The 17,338-nt window shown below is 68.1% G+C and carries 17 protein-coding genes and 5 pseudogenes; 6 read left to right on the top strand and 16 right to left on the bottom strand.

The window, feature by feature from the left end:
- Nucleotides 1-494 (top strand): IMP dehydrogenase (locus tag GRX66_RS08555; protein WP_201292963.1); only part of this gene is annotated, 494 nt, incomplete at its 5' end.
- Between the two features lie 76 nt (nucleotides 495-570).
- Here the strand turns inward: GRX66_RS08555 and GRX66_RS08560 are convergent.
- The 6 genes from GRX66_RS08560 to GRX66_RS19500 form a co-directional block, all read right to left on the bottom strand.
- A complete protein-coding gene (locus GRX66_RS08560; protein WP_159526190.1) occupies nucleotides 571-930 on the bottom strand; it encodes an SHOCT domain-containing protein in 360 nt (119 codons plus the stop codon).
- A 72-nt stretch (nucleotides 931-1,002) separates the two neighbouring features.
- The gene (locus tag GRX66_RS08565; protein WP_159526191.1) at nucleotides 1,003-2,028 is read right to left on the bottom strand and encodes an NAD(P)/FAD-dependent oxidoreductase; all 1,026 of its coding nucleotides are present in this window, start codon (nucleotides 2,026-2,028) and stop codon (nucleotides 1,003-1,005) included.
- Entirely contained in the window at nucleotides 2,029-2,388 is a 360-nt protein-coding gene (gene trxA, locus GRX66_RS08570) for a thioredoxin (protein WP_159526192.1), read from the bottom strand.
- A gap of 347 nt (nucleotides 2,389-2,735) precedes the next feature.
- On the bottom strand, nucleotides 2,736-3,140 hold the full coding sequence (locus GRX66_RS08575) for a helix-turn-helix domain-containing protein (RefSeq protein WP_159526193.1): 405 nt from the start codon (nucleotides 3,138-3,140) through the stop codon (nucleotides 2,736-2,738).
- A 113-nt stretch (nucleotides 3,141-3,253) separates the two neighbouring features.
- The gene (locus GRX66_RS08580) at nucleotides 3,254-4,294 is read right to left on the bottom strand and encodes a sulfite exporter TauE/SafE family protein (protein WP_394351515.1); all 1,041 of its coding nucleotides are present in this window, start codon (nucleotides 4,292-4,294) and stop codon (nucleotides 3,254-3,256) included.
- On the bottom strand, nucleotides 4,291-4,440 hold the full coding sequence (locus tag GRX66_RS19500) for a DUF7512 family protein (RefSeq protein WP_201292964.1): 150 nt from the start codon (nucleotides 4,438-4,440) through the stop codon (nucleotides 4,291-4,293). Before GRX66_RS19500 ends, GRX66_RS08580 begins: the two co-directional genes overlap by 4 nt.
- A 282-nt stretch (nucleotides 4,441-4,722) precedes the next feature.
- Between GRX66_RS19500 and GRX66_RS20760 the strand changes: the two are divergent.
- Nucleotides 4,723-5,055: pseudogene (locus GRX66_RS20760) on the top strand (amphi-Trp domain-containing protein).
- Between the two features lie 25 nt (nucleotides 5,056-5,080).
- Here the strand turns inward: GRX66_RS20760 and GRX66_RS08590 are convergent.
- The 3 genes and pseudogenes from GRX66_RS08590 to GRX66_RS08600 all read right to left on the bottom strand — a co-directional run bounded on the left by GRX66_RS08590 (nucleotide 5,081) and on the right by GRX66_RS08600 (nucleotide 8,297).
- Entirely contained in the window at nucleotides 5,081-5,950 is an 870-nt protein-coding gene (locus GRX66_RS08590) for a universal stress protein (RefSeq protein ID WP_159526194.1), read from the bottom strand.
- A gap of 312 nt (nucleotides 5,951-6,262) precedes the next feature.
- Nucleotides 6,263-7,430: pseudogene (locus tag GRX66_RS08595) on the bottom strand (anion permease).
- Nucleotides 7,431-7,607: 177 nt separating this feature from the next.
- Nucleotides 7,608-8,297: a DUF5828 family protein gene (locus tag GRX66_RS08600; RefSeq protein ID WP_159526195.1), complete on the bottom strand. Its 690-nt coding sequence runs from the start codon at nucleotides 8,295-8,297 to the stop codon at nucleotides 7,608-7,610.
- Between the two features lie 111 nt (nucleotides 8,298-8,408).
- Between GRX66_RS08600 and upp the strand changes: the two genes are divergently transcribed.
- Both upp and GRX66_RS08610 read left to right on the top strand, forming a co-directional pair.
- Nucleotides 8,409-9,092, top strand: coding sequence for a uracil phosphoribosyltransferase (upp, locus tag GRX66_RS08605; protein ID WP_159526196.1), 684 nt, complete (start codon nucleotides 8,409-8,411; stop codon nucleotides 9,090-9,092).
- A gap of 93 nt (nucleotides 9,093-9,185) precedes the next feature.
- Nucleotides 9,186-9,422: a DUF7569 family protein gene (locus tag GRX66_RS08610; RefSeq protein ID WP_159526197.1), complete on the top strand. Its 237-nt coding sequence runs from the start codon at nucleotides 9,186-9,188 to the stop codon at nucleotides 9,420-9,422.
- A 245-nt stretch (nucleotides 9,423-9,667) separates the two neighbouring features.
- Here the strand turns inward: GRX66_RS08610 and GRX66_RS20765 are convergent.
- From GRX66_RS20765 to GRX66_RS08635, 4 genes and pseudogenes are all read right to left on the bottom strand, one after another.
- Nucleotides 9,668-11,724 (bottom strand): annotated as a pseudogene (locus GRX66_RS20765) (S9 family peptidase).
- 36 nt (nucleotides 11,725-11,760) lie between these two features.
- The gene (locus GRX66_RS08625) at nucleotides 11,761-12,678 is read right to left on the bottom strand and encodes an NAD(P)-binding protein (RefSeq protein ID WP_159526198.1); all 918 of its coding nucleotides are present in this window, start codon (nucleotides 12,676-12,678) and stop codon (nucleotides 11,761-11,763) included.
- Nucleotides 12,665-13,857: pseudogene (locus tag GRX66_RS08630) on the bottom strand (ABC transporter substrate-binding protein). The gene GRX66_RS08625 and the pseudogene GRX66_RS08630 overlap by 14 nt, the downstream one beginning before the upstream one ends.
- Nucleotides 13,858-13,933: 76 nt before the next feature.
- Nucleotides 13,934-14,554, bottom strand: a complete 621-nt coding sequence (locus tag GRX66_RS08635) for an IMPACT family protein (RefSeq protein ID WP_325064017.1) — start codon at nucleotides 14,552-14,554, stop codon at nucleotides 13,934-13,936.
- A 172-nt stretch (nucleotides 14,555-14,726) separates the two neighbouring features.
- Here GRX66_RS08635 and GRX66_RS08640 point away from each other — a divergent pair, with 172 nt between their 5' ends.
- Nucleotides 14,727-15,017, top strand: coding sequence for a hypothetical protein (locus GRX66_RS08640; RefSeq protein WP_201292965.1), 291 nt, complete (start codon nucleotides 14,727-14,729; stop codon nucleotides 15,015-15,017).
- A 51-nt stretch (nucleotides 15,018-15,068) separates the two neighbouring features.
- On the opposite strand, the gene GRX66_RS08645 is transcribed toward GRX66_RS08640, so the two are convergent.
- Entirely contained in the window at nucleotides 15,069-15,572 is a 504-nt protein-coding gene (locus GRX66_RS08645) for an amino acid-binding protein (protein WP_159526199.1), read from the bottom strand.
- 131 nt (nucleotides 15,573-15,703) lie between these two features.
- On the opposite strand from GRX66_RS08645, the gene GRX66_RS08650 reads away from it, so the two are divergent.
- The gene (locus tag GRX66_RS08650) at nucleotides 15,704-16,405 is read left to right on the top strand and encodes a hypothetical protein (protein WP_159526200.1); all 702 of its coding nucleotides are present in this window, start codon (nucleotides 15,704-15,706) and stop codon (nucleotides 16,403-16,405) included.
- A gap of 23 nt (nucleotides 16,406-16,428) precedes the next feature.
- Here the strand turns inward: GRX66_RS08650 and hisB are convergent, their stop codons facing one another.
- Together hisB and GRX66_RS08660 are read right to left on the bottom strand one after the other, a co-directional pair.
- The gene (gene hisB / locus GRX66_RS08655) at nucleotides 16,429-17,016 is read right to left on the bottom strand and encodes an imidazoleglycerol-phosphate dehydratase HisB (protein ID WP_159526201.1); all 588 of its coding nucleotides are present in this window, start codon (nucleotides 17,014-17,016) and stop codon (nucleotides 16,429-16,431) included.
- Nucleotides 17,017-17,215: 199 nt separating this feature from the next.
- Nucleotides 17,216-17,338 (bottom strand): annotated as a pseudogene (locus GRX66_RS08660) (1-(5-phosphoribosyl)-5-[(5-phosphoribosylamino)methylideneamino]imidazole-4-carboxamide isomerase); the annotation flags it as partial.

Below are 17,338 nucleotides of genomic sequence, written 5' to 3' on the forward strand. Positions count from 1 at the left end.
TCACCATCTGCGCGGACGGCGGGATTCGCACGTCCGGCGACGCGGTGAAGGCCCTGATGGCGGGCGCCGACACCGTGATGCTCGGGAGCCTGTTCGCCGGGACGGCGGAAGCTCCCGGCGCGGTCGTCGAGGTCGAGGGCGTCGAGTACAAGCGCTCGCGCGGGATGGCGACCACCGCGGCGGCGGAGGACCGCGACGACAAGCAGCAGACCGTCGGCGCAGACGAGGGCGTCGAAGCGTTGACGCCGTACAAGGGCCCCGTGGACGCCGTCTCCGAGGAGTTCTGTGCCGGCATCCGCTCCGGGCTCTCCTACTGCGGCGGCCACACCATCGAGGCGGCGCGCGAAAAGGCGGAGTTCATCCGCGTCGCCCACAGCGCCCAGGAGCGCGAGGGCTTCCACGCGGACCACGACTGGGAGGGCGTCAGCGTCGACAGCGAAGCGACGGCGGTCCGCGGGTCCGACGTCGACTCCGCCGCCGAAGGCGACGACTGACGTCTTCCGGTCGTTCGAGACGGGGCCCGCCTTGTTCCGGACAACGGTCGAGTCGAAAGCCCACGCCCTGGCCCGGTTACTGTTCTTCGAGGCGTCGGCGGCGTTCGTCGAATTCGTCGGCGGTGAGGTCGCCGCGGGCGTAGCGTTCGCGCAACGTCGCTACGGCGTCCTCCGTGTGGCGCTCGTTGGTGCGTCCGCCACGCGGGCGCACGAGGGACGCGTACGCGACGAACGCGAGCGCGGCGAGCAGAACGACCGACGCGAGGAGCGGCCACCAGCCGAACCCGCCCATGCCGCCAGTCATACCGCCTGCCATGCCGCCGTTCGCGCCGCTGGCCTGTCCACCTTGCTGTGCGGCAGCGACGCCGACGAACGGCACAGCCAGGACTGCGCCGATGGCGCTACGGACGAGCGTTGCAGTGTGTGTCTGGGTCATCGTTTTGGGATTCTGTATCTGTAGTCTTGGGTCGCGGAGGAGCCCAGGAAGGGGGTACGGACGAGAGACGGATTACGCGGTCGCGGTGGCGGTCGCCTGTTCGGGTTCCTCGAGCGCCTCGAGGAATTCCTCGGCGTCCAGCGCGGCCATGCTCCCGGTTCCGGCTGACGTGATCGCCTGCCGGTACCGGTGGTCGGCGACGTCTCCAGCGGCGAAGACCCCGTCGACGGTGGTTCGAGCGGTGGCGCGCCCCGACTCGTCCGTCTGCGGGACGACGTGTCCGTCGGCGTCGAGTTCGACGCCGGTTCCCTCGAGGAATCGGGTGTTGGGGGTGTGACCGACGGCGTAGAACACGCCGCCGACGTCCACCGTCTCCCGGTCGACGTCGACGCCCGAGGCGGCCTGGTCCTTCGGGTAGCCGTCGGGGTGCGAGACGAGCGTTGCACCGGTCACGCCCTCTGTCTGCGAGCCGTGAATCGCCTCGAGTTCCGTGTTCCAGCGGAACTCGACGGCGTCGTGGTCGCGGGCGCGGTCGGCCATGATTTCGGAGGCGCGCAGCTCCTCGCGGCGGTGCACGACCGTCACGGAGTCGGCGAACTTCGCGAGGAAGAGCGCTTCCTCCATCGCGCTGTCCCCGCCGCCGACGACCAGCACGTCGTCGCCGCGGTGGAACGCGCCGTCGCAGGTCGCACACGTCGAGAGCCCGTGGCCCATGAGTTCGTCCTCGTTGTCGGCGCCGACCCAGCGGGCGCTCGCGCCGGTGGCGACCACCAGCGATCGCGTTCTGATCGTCTCGCCGGACGACAGCCTGAGTTCCAGCGGCTGGTCGTCAAGGGTCGCGTCCTCGATGCGACCGCGTTCGAACTCCGCGCCGAACCGTTCGGCCTGCTGTTTCCCGCGCTGCACGAGGTCCATGCCGCCGACGCCCTCGGGGAACCCGAGGTAGTTCTCGACGTCGGTGGTCAGCGTGAGCTGGCCGCCCGGTTCGTCGCCCTCGAGCACGAGCGGCTCGAGGTCGGCGCGGGCCGCGTAGACCGCGGCCGACAGTCCGGCGACCCCAGAGCCAGCGACGACGAGGTCGCGTATGCCAGTGGGCATCTATTCGGCGTAGCGCTCGATGAGCGACCGCAGCTGGTCTTCGCCCTGGAGGCCGACGATCTCCTCCACCTGTTCGCCGTCCGCGAACAGGACGAGCGTCGGGACGCCGCGGACGCCGTAGGAGGCGGCGAGCTGCTGGTTGGCGTCGACGTCGACTTTCGCGACGGCCGCCTCGGTCTCGGCGGCGAGCTTCTCGACGACCGGTTCGATCATCTGGCAGGGGCCACACCAGTCCGCGTAGAAGTCCGCGAGGACGACGTCGTTGCCGGCGACGATCTCGTCGAGGTCGGCAGTGCCGTCGACGTACAGCGGTTCGTCCGTGGGGTCGGTCCCGGTCTCGGGCGCAGTATCAGTTGCCATCACCAGCGGATACGAGCCACCGGCAATTAAGGGTTTTGGGTAGCGGGCACAATACTGCCCAACACTGGGTTGGTGGGTCCGGCCGCATCGGCGCGCCGTCTGAGGCGCCAGCGAGCCGGATGCCACACGGCTGTGTGCCTCACGCAGTCGTTCTCACTCGTGCGGTCGTGTGCCCTCCTCAGTCATCTGCATCACGCAGTCGTCTGCGTCACACTGCCGTCTGCGTCACACAGCCCGTGTCCACGCAGTTGTACGCGTCGCGGGGGCTGCCGAACCGTCTCTAAACCGTCAGGGAGAGAAAAGCGCTCCAGTACCGCGTCGACCGTGTAGCGGATTGCTCGGCCGCGTTAGCCTTCGAGGGACGGCGCCGTCGTTTCGGACTGGTCGTACTTCGTCTCGAACTCCTGGATGAGCTGCCCCATCTTCGCGTACCAGTCGTTGAGGAGTCGCTGCATGTCGTCGGCGATCTTCGACGGGTCCGTCGGCGAGTAGACGTGGTAGTAGCCGCCCTGGTCGTAGTTGATCTGTTCTTTCTCGATGAAGCCCGTCTGGAGGAGCCGCTGTACGGCGCGGTAGGCCGTCGAGCGCTCGCGGTCGACGGCGTCCGCGATTTCGTCGACTGTCAGCGGTGCCTCGGCTTCGACGAGCGCCTGGAAGCACTCCTTGTCGAGTTCTTTGAGGCCGTGGAAACACTCCAGCAGCCCCTCGCACTCCATGTCCTGTCGGAGTTGCTCGGACATCGAATCTGGCATCGGTATCAGCGCTACGTAATCACTACACTGGTAAAAGACTTGTGTACGGATTGTACAATTGCACGCACGAGTCGGCTCGCTGGCGGCGTTCGCGCGGAATTCTGGGTCGGCCGTCAGTCGGCCGCGCTCGCTGCCGCCGCCTCCTCGGACCGGAGTTCGCGGACGGAGCTCACGACCACGGCGCCGGCGACGAGCGTCGCCGCGCCGAGGATGATGACTAGCGACACCGTCTGGAGTTCGGGGACGTCGAACCAGTTCCCGATCTTCCGGACGGCGACCGCGAGCGAACCGAGCAGCAACATCACGCCGAAGTAGACCTTGATCTCGTCTTCGTCGACGAGACTGGTCGCGGCGGCGCCGAGGCGCGCACCGAGTGCGCTCCCCGCCAGCAGCGGGACGACGATTTCGAGGTCGACCGCACCGTCCATCGCGTACAGGAAGCTCCCGATACCGCCGGAGAACACGATCTCGAAGAGGTCAGTGCCCACAGCAATCGGCACCGGGACGCCGATGAGGTAGAACAGCGCGGGCATGCGGATGAACCCGCCGCCGACGCCCAGGAACCCGGACAGCAGGCCCGTGGCGAACGCGACGGCCAGAATCATCCACAGTGAGACGCTGATGCCGCCGCGCAGGTTCATCATCGGGGGCACCCGATAGGACTGGATCTTCTTCGCAATGTCGGGGATGTCGTCGGCGTCGACCTCCGCGTCGGCGTCGTGGCTGATGCCGCCGTCGCCGTCGCCGTCGTCGGTCACGGCGTTGTACGTGATGAACACGCCGATGCCGCCGAGCAGGCCGACGTAGATGACGCTCACGACGGTGTCCGCGAGGCCGATGGCCTGGAGTGCGTGCAGGCCGAGTTTCCCGACCTCGATGCCGGCGGTGGTGCCGGCGATCATCAGGACTCCGAGTTTGTAGTCGACCTGCCCGAGGTCGCGGTGTTTGAGCGTCGCGATGACGGAGGTGGCGAAGACGAACGCGAGGCCGGACGCGACGGCGACGTCCGTCTCGTAGCCCATCACCATCAGCGCGGGCGTGACGAGGAACGACCCACCCATCCCGAAGAAGCCGAAGAGGAGGCCGATGAGGACGCCGAACCCGGCGAACATCGCCAGCAGCGTGACGGCGACGCCGAACAGTTCCATCGTCATTTTCCACTCAGTGCGTCGACGATCGCCGGCCCGAAGATGCGCTCCAGGATGCCGTAGCCGACGTACAGAATGATTGCTTCGACCAGAACGACACCGACGACTAGCAGCGCGCCGTCGATGCCGGTAGCGTTCTCAAGCCCGAACATCGGGATTCACCTCAAACGGTATTGTGCAGTTCATGGAATTCTGCTCAACTTCGCCTAACCGACCTACAGTACTTAACGGTTTTGGGACAACACTACAATTCTATTCAGAACAGTACCTGATACGTTACGAGAAACCGACGCGGGGGCTACGTTTACAGGCAGTTGCCGGCGCCGGCGTATCCCGCCTCCGGAGTCGTCTACGAGAGTCGGTCTCGGGGCCTGTTCGCAGCCCCGCGGTCACCGCAGGTCGAATCGGTCCGTGCAGGCGGTGGCTGTCTCTGCATGCCCGAAGAAGTGCTGTTCGAATCGGAAACGCGGTCAGGGATGAGAGGCGTTTGCGGCGTATCTCCGCCGCGTAGCCGAGACGAGGAAACGAGGGGACACAATCGCGCTATCACCGGGAATCGAGTTCGTGGCGATGGAGCCTTCAGCCCGTCCGACCTTCGAGGTCAAAGCCGAACGTGAGGGGGCGCCGGTCAATTGAGTGTCGAGTTCGAACTCGAATGGGACGAGAGCGGTAGTGAGAGAGACAGCGAACGCGGCAGACTACGAATCGAATACCCGACTCGTGCTGTGTATGCGGCACAGCCACCGACACTAACCATCGGCTGGTGATTCCCCCGGAGTCACTCGGTTCGAATTACTCGTCGTCTCCAACTGTGATGACGGGTACTGGGGCGGAGCGGACGGTCTTTTCGGCGACGCTCCCCAGCAGAATTCGGTCAGTCCCGCGACGGCCCGTCGTCCCCATCGCGACGGCGTCGATGTTCTTCGAGTCGATCGTGTCGAGAATCACTTTGAAGGGGTCGCCGTGTTCGATGTGCCTGTTCGTGTCTGTGACTCCGTGGGACGCTGCCTCGGAGACGACGTCCTCGACGGCATCGGTCGCAGCCTGTTCACGTTCCTGCCCGGACACGGTCGAGCGAACGTCCAGACCGAGCGAAGAGTCGTCGACGACGGACAACACGTGCACGGTCGCACCGAGGGACGCTGCGAGTGAGAGACCATGCTCGGCACCCCGGGTCGAACCCGCACCCCCGTCTGTCGGTATGAGGATGTGCTCGTAGGGGAACGTCAGCTGCTCGTCGGGCCGCATCCGCGCCGTGAGGACCGGCACGGAAGCCAGACGCACGACCTTCTCCGTGACACTGCCGACGAGGTATCGCGACACACCCTCCCGACCGTGCGTCGGCATCACAATCAGGTCGTGGTCGTACCGCTCGGCGTATTCGACGATCGTCGGCGCTGGATTTCCCTGGACGACGTCCGATTCGTGGTCCGCACCGAGCGTGCGGAGTGTTTCTTCCGCTTCCTCGACGACGTCCTCGCCTTCCCGCACGAGTGCATCGACGACTTCGGTTTCGACGACGGTGAGGCTTTCCTGTGTGGTATCGGCGACAAACAGAACGTGGATGGTAGCGTCGGCCCAGTGAGCGATTTCGGCAGCGTGATGCAGTGCTTCTGCCGCCCCATCACTTCCGTCGAACGGAAGCAGAATGTCCTCGTACATGCGTGTGCGTGACTACGACAATCGTCGCCAAATGGTTTGTCACCCACAGCGTTTCGGCTCACCAATACGCGCCACCGATTGGACGGACTCTACACCGCGCCACCCGGTACGTATCGGCGTGGATCCGTCTCACAGTGCGCATCCAGCATGTGCGAGAGACGCGCGCGCTATCGGGAACGACCCTATGACTACCCCAAATGGTCGTCTCACCGGGGTCCATTCGAACAAGCACTGAGCAGCTGCGTCACGGAATTCGGGGCGAAGCAAATCCGAGCTGGAACCGGTCGAGCCGGAACCGGCCGTCGACAGCCCTCACAACAGGACGACGGCGCCGGCGTACGCGAGGCCGAACGCGAGAACGAACGACCCCGCCCAGGCGCCGAGCGTCACGACGACTTTCCGGGCGTCGACTGCGTCACGGCCGCCGACCGCGGCGCCGCTGCCGATGATCGCGCTGACCACGATCTCGTTGAACGACACCGGGACGCCGAGCAACACCGCCAGCTGCGCGATCAGAAACGACGGCACGAGGGCCGCGATGGACCGCCGCGGGCCGAGCGACGAGTAGTCCTGTGCCAGCGACTTGATCATGCGCGGCGCGCCCGTCCACGACCCCACGAGCAGCCCGATGCCGCCGCCGACGAGCACGTACACCAGCGGGATGTCGCCGCCGACCAGTGGCAACAGCGGGCCGACTGCGAGGCCGACCTGGCTCCCGCCCGCTGAGAACGCTACGAGGCCGCCGAGTGCCAGCAGGAAGTGGCGCTGGCCGCGTTCGGCGTCCCCGGCGACGTCCCGGTAGAGGACCAGCGCGACGAGCGCCGCCACCACGAGCGTTGTCGCGGCGTGGACCGCGAGTTCGGCGTCGCCGACGCGGAGCGCGGCGGTTCGCGCGAGCGACCGGCTGACGTCCGACGGCCCGAAGAACACGAACTGGATGTTCGCGACGATGACCCCGACGACCCCGCCCAGCACGGGCACCGTCGCGGTGTCGCGGTCGATAGAGCGGAGGCCGCGCGCCGTCACGTACGCGATCCCGCCGCCGACGAACGGCACGAGCACCCACAGCGTACCGATCTCGGTGTACTTCGCCCACGCGGGCTCGCCGCCCATCGCCAGTCCCGTCCCGACAACCGCGCCCCGTCACCGTGAACGCGGTGGCGATGGGGTAGCCCGTGAACACGCCGATGGCGACCAGCGTCGCCGCGATGATGAGCGCCGTCGTCGCCGCCAGGGGGGACAGCGTCGTCCCGACGACGAGTTCGCGACCGACCGCCTCCGAGACGTTCGCTCCCTGGAAGACGGCGCCGGCGAACCCGAGGATGCCGACGACGAACCCCGCGCGCATCACGGTGATCGCGTTCGCGCCGACGGCGGGTGCGAACGGGGTCGACCCGGACGACCCGGCGCCGATAGCCCACGCCATGAACAGGCTCGCTATCGCCGCCACCACGAGGACTGCCAGTCCCGCTCCAGCCATTACCCGCCCTCTCCGTGCGGGCTACCTAAGAGACTACCGACCCGCCGCTCATTCGCGCCTTCCGGTAGCCAACCGGCCGCCGCGCGGAGCGGAGACACCGGCGGCTCGCGGGTCGTTCTCGGTCGGCGACAACGAACGTGTGGCGGCACAGAGAGCGGGGATGGTCGCGCAGGCCAGTCAGTTGCGCGTGGACTTCGGTTCGTCTTCGTCCCCGGATTCCGGGGGTTCGACGCCCTCGACGGCTTCCGCGGTGGTGGTTTCGCGCTCGGTGTCGACGTGCCAGCGGTCGATGTCCTCGAAGGACTCGAGGTGGTCGCGGACCGCGTCCTTCAGGTCGTCGTCGTTGACGTTCACCTCGAAGACGAACTCCTCCTGGCTGCGCAGCCGCTGGAGGTTCGCGCTCACGAGGTCGTTGTCGAAGTAATACGGCGCCACCTGCGTCATCACGTTCTGGTAGACGACGTTCTCGACCTTCCGCAGCGCCTTCCGGCCGGCGGTGTCGGCCGCTCGCTTCACGTGATTGAGGGAGTCCTGCCACTTCTCGACGGCGGTGTCGGCCTCCCCCTCCTCGAGTTCCTCGTAGGACTCCGTGAGCCGTTCGCCGGCCGTCTGGAGGTCCTCGTCGGGGGACGCCCCCTCCTTCTCGCCGGCGCTCTCGCCCACGCTGGCCTGCTCGGCGGTCTTCTCGCTGACCTCCTCCTCGATGCGCTCGTGGGACTTCGGGCGCCACTCAATCCACTCGTCGAACGCATCCGGATACTCCTCGTGGGCGTCGGCCTCGCGGAGCGCCTGCGTGACGCGCTCCCCGTGTTCGACCATGTCGCCCCACGTGCCGCGTTCCTTGAACCCGGCGACGCTCTCCTCCATCTTGTCGGGCCTACGGCACGCGGCAATAAACCTCTTGTCGCTCGCGGCCCGACCGGGGGGTCGGCAGCCGCGATAGCGGGATTTAAGCGCTCGCGGAGTCGGGTCGTACGTATGCCCATCGAGGACCGCGGCGACGCGAACGTGCTCACGCACGCGCTGGCGAAGGACACGCTCTCCCGAATCCGGAACGTGGAAACCGAGCAGGTGGAGTTCCGGAAGGGCCTGGTGAAACTCGGCCGCATCAGCGGCTACGAAATCATCGACGGCGCGATGGAGACGGAGTTCGTCTCCCTGGAGACGCCGCTCACCGAGACCACCGGCGAGCGCGTGAAGGGACTGGACAACGTCGTCATCATCAACGTATTGCGGGCCGCGACGCCGTTCGTCGAGGGCCTGCTGAAGGCGTTCCCGCGCGCGAAGCAGGGCGTCATCAGCGCGGGCCGCGACGAGGAAGCCGGGATGAACGAGGACGGCGAGTTCCCAATCACCATCGACTACGTGAAACTCCCCGAGATCACCGAGGACGACACGGTCATCGTCGCCGACCCGATGCTCGCGACGGGGTCGACGATGTGCACCGTCCTCGACTACGTCACGGAAGAGATGCCGGACGCGGGCGTCGAGGACCTGTTCGTGCTGTCGGCCGTGAGCGCGCCCGACGGCCTGATTCGCGTCGGCGACCAGTTCCCGGAGGCCGACCTCCTGACGGTCGCCATCGACGACCACCTCGACGACGACGGCTTCATCGTCCCCGGCCTCGGCGACGCCGGCGACCGCGCGTTCCGCACGACCTGACGGCGCCTCCCCTCGGAGGCTCGGTCGCCCCGGCAGCGTTCGGCTGCGGCGACCACCCTCAGCTTCAAGGCGTTGCCCGTCTTCGACGCCAGTATGAGCGATAACGCGGACACGGAGCCCTGCGAGTGGTGTGGGGACGCGGTGGCGGACCCGCTCTCGCGGACCGTCCGGGTGACGGTGGACCGCTCCCAGATCGACAGCCAGCGACTCTGCCCCGAGTGCTTCGCCAACTGGATCGACCGCTTCGAGGCGGAGATGAAACCCGAGGAGCCGGACCCCACCCCGGACCCGACGCCAGCGAGCGACGACACGGACATCATCGTCGACTGACGCGGCGCGACGACACGGACATCATCGTCGCCTGAGGCTCCGCGACGACCCCTTCGTTTCGACTCCCGAACCCGACGCAGTACGGGGATTACAGTGTCAGGCGTTCCGTCCGAAACGCACCCCCGGAGCCCTATTGTGCACTCCGGAGACGCCCCCGAATCGCGCCGGACTCGTCGGGCGGCGTCGCCGTCGCCGCTGTTGTCCGCCGCGTCCTCGCCACCAATCTCGCCCCCGGTCACGCCCTGCTACTCGCCACCGTCCTCGTCGTGGTCGTCCTCGTCGTCGGCAGCACTGAGTCCGTCGTCCCGGGGGCGGTCGAGGGCGGGGTCGGCGTCGTGGTGGTCGGAGTAGCCGTCGAACCAGCGCGCGATGCGCTCGATGCGGTCCACGATGTGGCCGGGTTCGCCGGACCGCGAGAGCTCGTGGCCCTCCCGGGGGTAGCGGACCAGGCGGGTGTCGACATCGTGTTTCAGCAGGGCGCGGTAGAGCAGCTCGGCCGTGTTCGCGGGCGTCCGATAGTCGTTCTCGGCGTGCACGACCAGCGTCGGCGTGTCGACGTACTCGGCGTACGCGACCGGCGACTTCTCCCAGAGGAACTCGGAGTCGCTCCACGGCACCGCGCGGAAGTCCCCCTCGACGAGTTTGTAGGCGTCCGAGGAGCCGTAGAATCCGGTGAGGTCGTAGACGCCGCGCTGGGCGACCGCGCCCGCGAAGAAGTCCGTGTGGCCGACCACCCACGCGGTCATGTACCCGCCGAAGCTCCCGCCGGTGACGAACGCGTTGTCCGCGTCTACGTAGCCGCGGTCGGCGACCGTGCGAGCGCCGGCCATCACGTCCTGCATCGTCACGTCGCCCCAGTCGCGCTCGATGGCGCGGCGGAAAGACTGCCCGTACCCGAACGAGCCGCGGGGGTTACACCAGAACACGACGTAGCCGCGGGCCGCCAGCGTCTGGAACTCGTGCCACATCGACCCCGTCGTCGACCACATCCTGTGCGGGCCGCCGTGGATTTCGACCGCGAGCGGATACGTCTCCCCGGGGTCGAAATCCGGCGGCGTCAACACCCACCCCTGGATTTCGGCGTCGCCGGACTCGACGGCGAGTTCCTCCGGTTCGCGGATCGCGCGGTCCTCGAGGTAGTCGGCGTTCACGCGCGTCAACCGGACTTCCTCGCCGCCCGCCGGGGTGGCCGCGACGACGTCTCCGGGGTGGTCCCACTCCGACTGCACCACGCCGACCGTGTCCCGGGTCACCGAGAACCCGTGCACGTGGCGGTCCCCGCCGAGCACGACCGCTGCGTCCGCGTCGTGCTCGCTGTCCGGGACGAATCGCCGTAGGACGTACCCGCCCTCGTCCGGCGTGCACGCGTAGAGGTAGTCGCCGTCCGCCCCCCACTCGGGCGCGTGACTCGCGTTCCAGAGTTCGACGTCGCGGTCCACGCCCGCCGTCGGCCGCGTGACCTCGTCGCTCGCGCGGTCGTAGACCTCGATCTCGGTCTGCGCGAGCGTCGGGTCGTCCGCGGGCTCCGTGGTGTACGCGATGCGGTCGCGTCCAGCCGAGTCGTCCACGGCGAGTGACGGCCCCCACCCGTCCACCGTCGTCACGACGTCAGTGTCGCCGCTGTCGGGGTCGGAGGCTTCGACGTCCCACTCCAGTTCGTCGTCGCTCCCGCGCCGAATCGGGTAGTAGAGCGCGTCGCCGCCCCACGCCGGGCCGAGGCAGTCCGCTTCCCCCTCGGTGACCGCCGTCACCTCGTCGGCAGCGAGGTCCACGACGTAGACGTGCGAACGGGCGCGGTCGGCGTACGACTCGTGGGACCTGTAGACGTGCCGGTCGATGACGCGCGGGTCTGGGTCCTCGCGCTCGTAGTCCTCGCCGACCTCGCAGTCGTGGCCCGCCTCGACCTCCTCTGGGCGGACGGACTGCACGAACGCGATGCGGTCGCCGTCCGGCCCCACGCGATGCCGGAGACGCCGCCGACGACGTCGGTCACCTGCTCGGCCTCGCCGCCGTCCGTCGGTACCACCCACAGCTGCGGGCGGTCGTCACTTGCCCCCCGCGTCGATACGAACGCGATGCGGTCCCCGGACGGACTCCACGCCGGCTCCGAGTCGACGCCCTCCGCGACCGTGAACCGCTGCGGTTCGCCGCCTCCGATGGGAGCGACGTAGACGGTCGCCTCGCGGTCCTCGTCGCCGTCCGCGGTCGCCTCGACGTACGCGACCCGGTCGCTACCCGGCGCGACCGCCGGGTGGGAGAGCAGTGAAAGCTCGCGGTAGTCCGCCGCTTCGACGGTGTTCATGTTCGTCGATTGCTTGGGTCGACGAAAGGCGTTGTGCTACCCCTCGCGCCGTTCCGTCTCCGGGTCGGGGTCCGCGAGGTACGACCGGATGGCGTCGTCGGGCACGTGTTCGAGCAGCCGTCGATAGCCACGCTCGGTGCGCTCGCGAATCGCCTCGTCCGTCAGCTTCGTCTCGAACGCGCGGTCGATGTACGCCTCCCGGAGTGCTTCGTAGCGGTCCTCGTCGAGACCGTGGTCGTCGCCGGCCTCCTCGTCGTACCACTCGCGCCAGCGGTTGCGGTCGCCCCAGTCGCCGCTGAACTCGCTCTCGCGGCGCTGCCAGTCGTAGTGCGCGGCGACGCCCTGGGGAAAACCTCGTTGCTCGCGGTGGTCGGCCAGCAGGCAGCGCGCGACGTGCGCGCCGCGGCCCGCCGCGATCACGACCTGTGCGTTCCACTCGCCCGCGGGCGACGCGACGTAGAGGCCCTCGACGGGCGTCCGCCCGTCCTCATCGGCATAGTCCGGGTCGAGGTGCTCGTGGGTTTCGCCGTCGTGTTCGTGGGTCTCGAACGCCTCGTCGCCGACGAGCGGACGCACGTAGGTTGCGTCGTACCACGCTGCGGTGAGGACGTACTCGGCCCGGACGCGGCGGCCGTCCTCGGTCTCGACGGCGAAGCCGCCGTCACCCACTGCGTCGATGGAATCGACGGCGTCGTCGACGAAGTCGCAGCCCGCCGTCTTTGCGTGATCCTCGAACAGCGCCAGCAGCGTCGGGACGTCGACGCCGCCCGGGAAGCCGGGGTAGTTCTCGACGAACGCACACCGCCCGAGCGCGCCCGCGCCACGGTCGAAGACGACCGTGTCGAGGCCGTACCGGGCCGTGAACACGCCCGCCGAGCAGCCGGTCGGCCCACCGCCGACGACGACCACGTCCCTGTGGCTGTCGAAGTTATCAGCCACGTCAGAACTCCCCATTGACGATGCCGGCTACCCGGTCGCGGTCGAACAGGTCGCCGTCGAAGCCATAGAGGTCACCGGCGAGTCGTTCGGTCAGCACGAGGTTGGTGATGGGGCCCTGGTAGAGGCCGCCAGCGCGGTAGACCGCTTCGTTCTCCACGGCAGCGATACGGCTCGCGGTCTCGTGGTCCTCGAGGAAGCCCACGACTGTGTCCTGAAAGTCGCTCGCGGACATCGCCTCGTAGCCGCGGAGCAACAGGACCTCGGGGTCGACGTCGAGCAGCGTCTCCACGTCGATGGCCGCGCGCGTGCCGTGGAAGTCCTTGACGCCGCTCGCAGCGAGTGCGTCCTGCACGCCCAGATCCCGCAGGTGTTTAAATCCCGTGCCGCCGCCGATGACGTACGGGTAGAACTTCGTGGGTTCCCGACCGCCCCCCCCCAGACGACCGCCGCCTCCGGGCGGTCTCCTGGTCCCGGAACCACGGGTGCGAGGTTCGACTGAAAGTCCGCGTGGACTCCCTCGAAGGCCTCGTAGCGGTCAGTGCGCCTGAACACCTGCGCGAGCTTCTCGAACGCCTCCATCAGCGTGTAGTACCGGTAGTCGTCGTGCCACGGGTAGTGCTGGGCGTAGCTGCAGTTCCCGAACAGCGGCGCGACGCGCTCCTCGAGCTCGGCGACGTCCTCCCCGGTCCAGCCCTGGAAGCGGTTCTGCAGGAAGTTCGGATCCATCACGTGCACGTCGGCGTCGAACTGGAGGAACCGCTCGAAGCTCACGCCGCCGTCCTGGTACAGCGACACCATGTCGCTCGTGTCGACGCTGACGCCGTCGATGCTGTCGTAGTACTGTGTGTGGTAGCGGCTCGTCAGCCAGAGGGCTTTCGGCGGCTCGAGGCCGAGTGCGGCGCCCATGTCCGCCCAACTCCCGTTGTTCGCCACCCACGTCTCGGGCACCTCGTCGAACGTCACGTCGCCCACCGGTTCGATGGACACCGAGTACGACTCCGTGGACTCGGCGGTCGTCTGCTCGGCCGAACCGGTAGTGGTTTCGCCTGTCGCCTCGGGTGCCTCGGTCGTCCCATCACTACCGCCACCGCTGCCGGTGGTACAGCCCGCGAGTGCGCCGGTGGCGGCAACGCCCGCGGCCGCCCGGAGGAGCTGTCTACGCGTCAGTTCCGTGCTGTCAGTTCGTCCGACCATATAGTTTAGGCTAGCCTAAACGCATTTAGCCGCTTCGAATTTTAGGTGAGCCGAAGAAATTGGGGGGGGGGGGCGATCATTCGACGTCCGCGCGGCCGCTGGTCGCGTCCTGGATGCGTTCGCGGAGCGCGTCGGCGTCCGCGCGAGCGACGGTGACGTCGAAGGAGACGTCCTCGCCGTAGTCCGCGTCGAACTCGCAGTCCGCGCCCTCCAGAATTCCCCGGACGGTGCCGGAATCGTCGTACACGACGGTCACCGCGAACCGCTCCTGGGGGCGCTCCTCGACGACGCCGGCGGCGTCGACGGCGTCCTTGACGGCCCGCGAGTACGCCCGCGCGAGCCCGCCGACGCCGAGGTTCGTGCCGCCGTAGTATCTGGTGACGACGACGACCACGTTCTCGACGTCGCGCTGCTGGAGGACGTTCAACGCCGGCTTCCCGGCGGACCCCGTCGGCTCGCCGTCGTCGGACTGGTACTCCCGGAGCATGTACCCGTCTCCCGGCCCGCCGGACTCGACCCGAACCCGGTACGCGGGGACGTTGTGCGTCGCGTCCTGGTGTTCGCTCCGCACGGTGTCGACGAACGCCTCGGCGTCCGCGGCGGTCGCCGCGGGCGACGCGTACCCGATGAACTCCGAGCCCCGCACCTCGAAGGAGGCTTCGCCGCGGCCCGCCACCGTCTCGTACGCGTCAGTCACGCCTCGTCCTCGGTGCCGCGGCGAGTTCCCGCTTGCGGTTGCAAGCGCAGGATCGGTTGCGAGTTCCTCGTCTGTCCGACGGCCGCATGCTGCGTGCGTGCTGCCAACCGGAGGACGCCGTCAGGACACTCCCCCAAAGGATTATGCGTGCGCTCGCGAAAGTGATACTCCGATGGCCGCGTTGACGACGTTGGAACTCATCTACGTCCTCTTCAGCATCGCGCTCTCGATGTCGGGACTGGCGATGGTGTCGATTGCCGCCAACGCCTACCTCCGGACGGAGCGCCGCGAGATGCTGTTGCTGTCGCTCGGGTTCTCGCTCATCGTCGCCGCCGCAATCGCGACGACCGTCTCCGCGTTCGCCCAGGACTTCGACAACGCCGTCGTCCTGTTGACGGTGAACTACGCGATCACCACCGTCGGCTACCTGTTCGTCATCGCCAGCGTGATCGGCGAACCGTAACGCAGCCGCGTCGCTCCCGGTTCTTCGAGGCGCCCGGGTCTGCCGGCCCGGTCAGGAGAGTTCGACCGACCGCACGAACGGCAACGCCATCAGCTCCGTGACCACGTCCCCGGGCAGGGATTCGTCGGTCACGAGGTAGAGCCGCGGTTCGTCCGTGAACTCGGGGTCCTCGCTGATGGTCTGGCGAATGCTGATGTCGCGCTCGGCGAGCAGTCCGGTGACTTCCGCGACGATACCGGGTTCGTCGGCGTCCTGGACCTCCACCGTGACGACGGTCAAGTCGAGGACGGGTGCGAGGTCCATCAGGCTCGGAATCTGGCTGATGTTCTGGAAGATGCGCGTGAGTTCGTCGTCAGCGAGGATGGCTTCCGTCGTCGAGTCGACGACCCGGCGGTCGACGCCGGCCTCCTCGGCGATCTGCGTGTAGGGAATCTCGATGTCCCCGGAGACCACGCGCCCGTCGTCGTTCACCGAGAAGCCGCGTTCGAGCAGGAGCCGGATCACGGCCTGCTGGCCGGGGCTCCCCTCGAACTTCTGCATGATGTCCTCGAACATACCGTGACGGAGACGTCGTGTCGTGAAAACGATGTGGGGTGCCGCGGTGGGCTGGATTCCGCGCGGCCCCGCCAGGCGGCGGGCCGCGTCGGGACAGGAGGCTTTTGGCGGCGCGCGCCGTCGGTGCGCGTATGCGTCAACTCGACACCTGTGACTTCTGTGGGGCCGCCGCCGACGGCGTCTACGAGGTCCTTCCGGCGTCCGTCGCGGGCGACCCGAAGCGCCTCGCGCTCTGCACCGACTGCCGGACCACCCTCCAGTCCGTCGTCGACCCGCTGCTGGACGCTGCCGAGTCCACGACCACCGCCCCGGACGCGTCGGCCGGAAGCGACGCGTCGACGACTGCAGGGGACACCGACGGCGCCGCATCGACGACTGCGGGGGACAGCGAGATGGACGCAGACGGCGAGACGGTCCCTGACAGCGGGACGGCCGTCGACGACGCCCTCGACGCCGCCGGTGACACCGACGACTCAGTTGCTGCGGCCCCTCCGGACCAACCCGACAGTTCGCCGGCCGACCACACCGATGGCATCACTATCGAAGCGGAATCCGAGTCGGTCGACGCTGAAACCGCCGAAAATGGCGATGCCACAGCCGCCGAGGGGACCGAAACGCGGGCGTCCGAGACCGCACGGACGCCCCGGCCTGACGGCTACGCCCAGATTGTGCGCCTCCTTCAGAACCGCGACGGCGCGATGCCACGCGAGGACCTGCGCGTGCTCGCGACGAACGCCTACGACATCGGCGGCCGCCAGTTCGAGGACGCCGTCGACGCCGCCGTCGACAACGGCGACGTCGAAGAAACCGCGGACGGCCTCCGAACAGTCTGAAACACCGGTAGCGGACAGCGCCGCTACAGTTCGCCCTTCGTGGACGGCGTCCCCGACCGCCGGTCGTCGATGCGGGTGGCGTCGTCGAGCGCCCGCGCCACGCCCTTGAACAGCGCTTCCACCTCGTGGTGCGCGTTCTCGCCGTCCACCTCGCAGTGCAGCGTCAGGCCGGCGTTCGTCGCCAGCGACCGGAAGAAGTGCCGCGCCAGCACGCTCGTGAACTCGCCGACCCGCTCCTGGCCGAACTCGCCGTCGAACTCGTACACCGGCCGCCCGGAGACGTCCACCACGACGCCCGCGACGGCCTCGTCCAGCGGGACGCGGCGGTCGGCGTACCGCACGATGCCGCGCTTGTCGCCGAGCGCGTCAGCGAACGCCGTCCCGAGCGCGATGCCCACGTCCTCGACAGTGTGGTGGTCGTCGACCTCCAGGTCGCCGTCGCACCGCACTGTCACGTCGAAGAGCCCGTGCTTCGCGAACGAATCCAGCATGTGGTCGAAGAAGCCGATGCCGGTCTCCACCGTGCTGTCGCCGTCCCCGTCCACGTCGAGCGTCACGTCGACGTCCGTCTCCGCCGTCTCGCGACTCACTGCCGCCGTCCGGTCGGTCATACACGGGACGTGGAGAGCCGGCTACAAGGCCGTTCCGCCTGCTAGTCATTGTTGCGCGTGCTTTTGGCGCCTTCCTCGTATCCGTCTCCTCCTCGAAAGCCCCCTCCCGGTCGGCCCCGTTCGAAGTCCCGCCCGACAGATTGGCCGGCTGTCGATACGCGCCAGCTGGGTGGCCTGGAGAAACGCGCCGACTGGCTGGTCAGTCCCGGTCGTCGACGGCGGCCTGGGCGTCTTCGAGCGTGAAGTTGCCCTCGTAGAGCGCCGTGCCGACGACGACGGCCGCGGCGCCGGCGTCCCGGAGCGCGACCACGTCGTCGACGTC

Source organism: Halobacterium bonnevillei, assembly GCF_009831555.1.
Classification (GTDB): domain Archaea; phylum Halobacteriota; class Halobacteria; order Halobacteriales; family Halobacteriaceae; genus Halobacterium; species Halobacterium bonnevillei.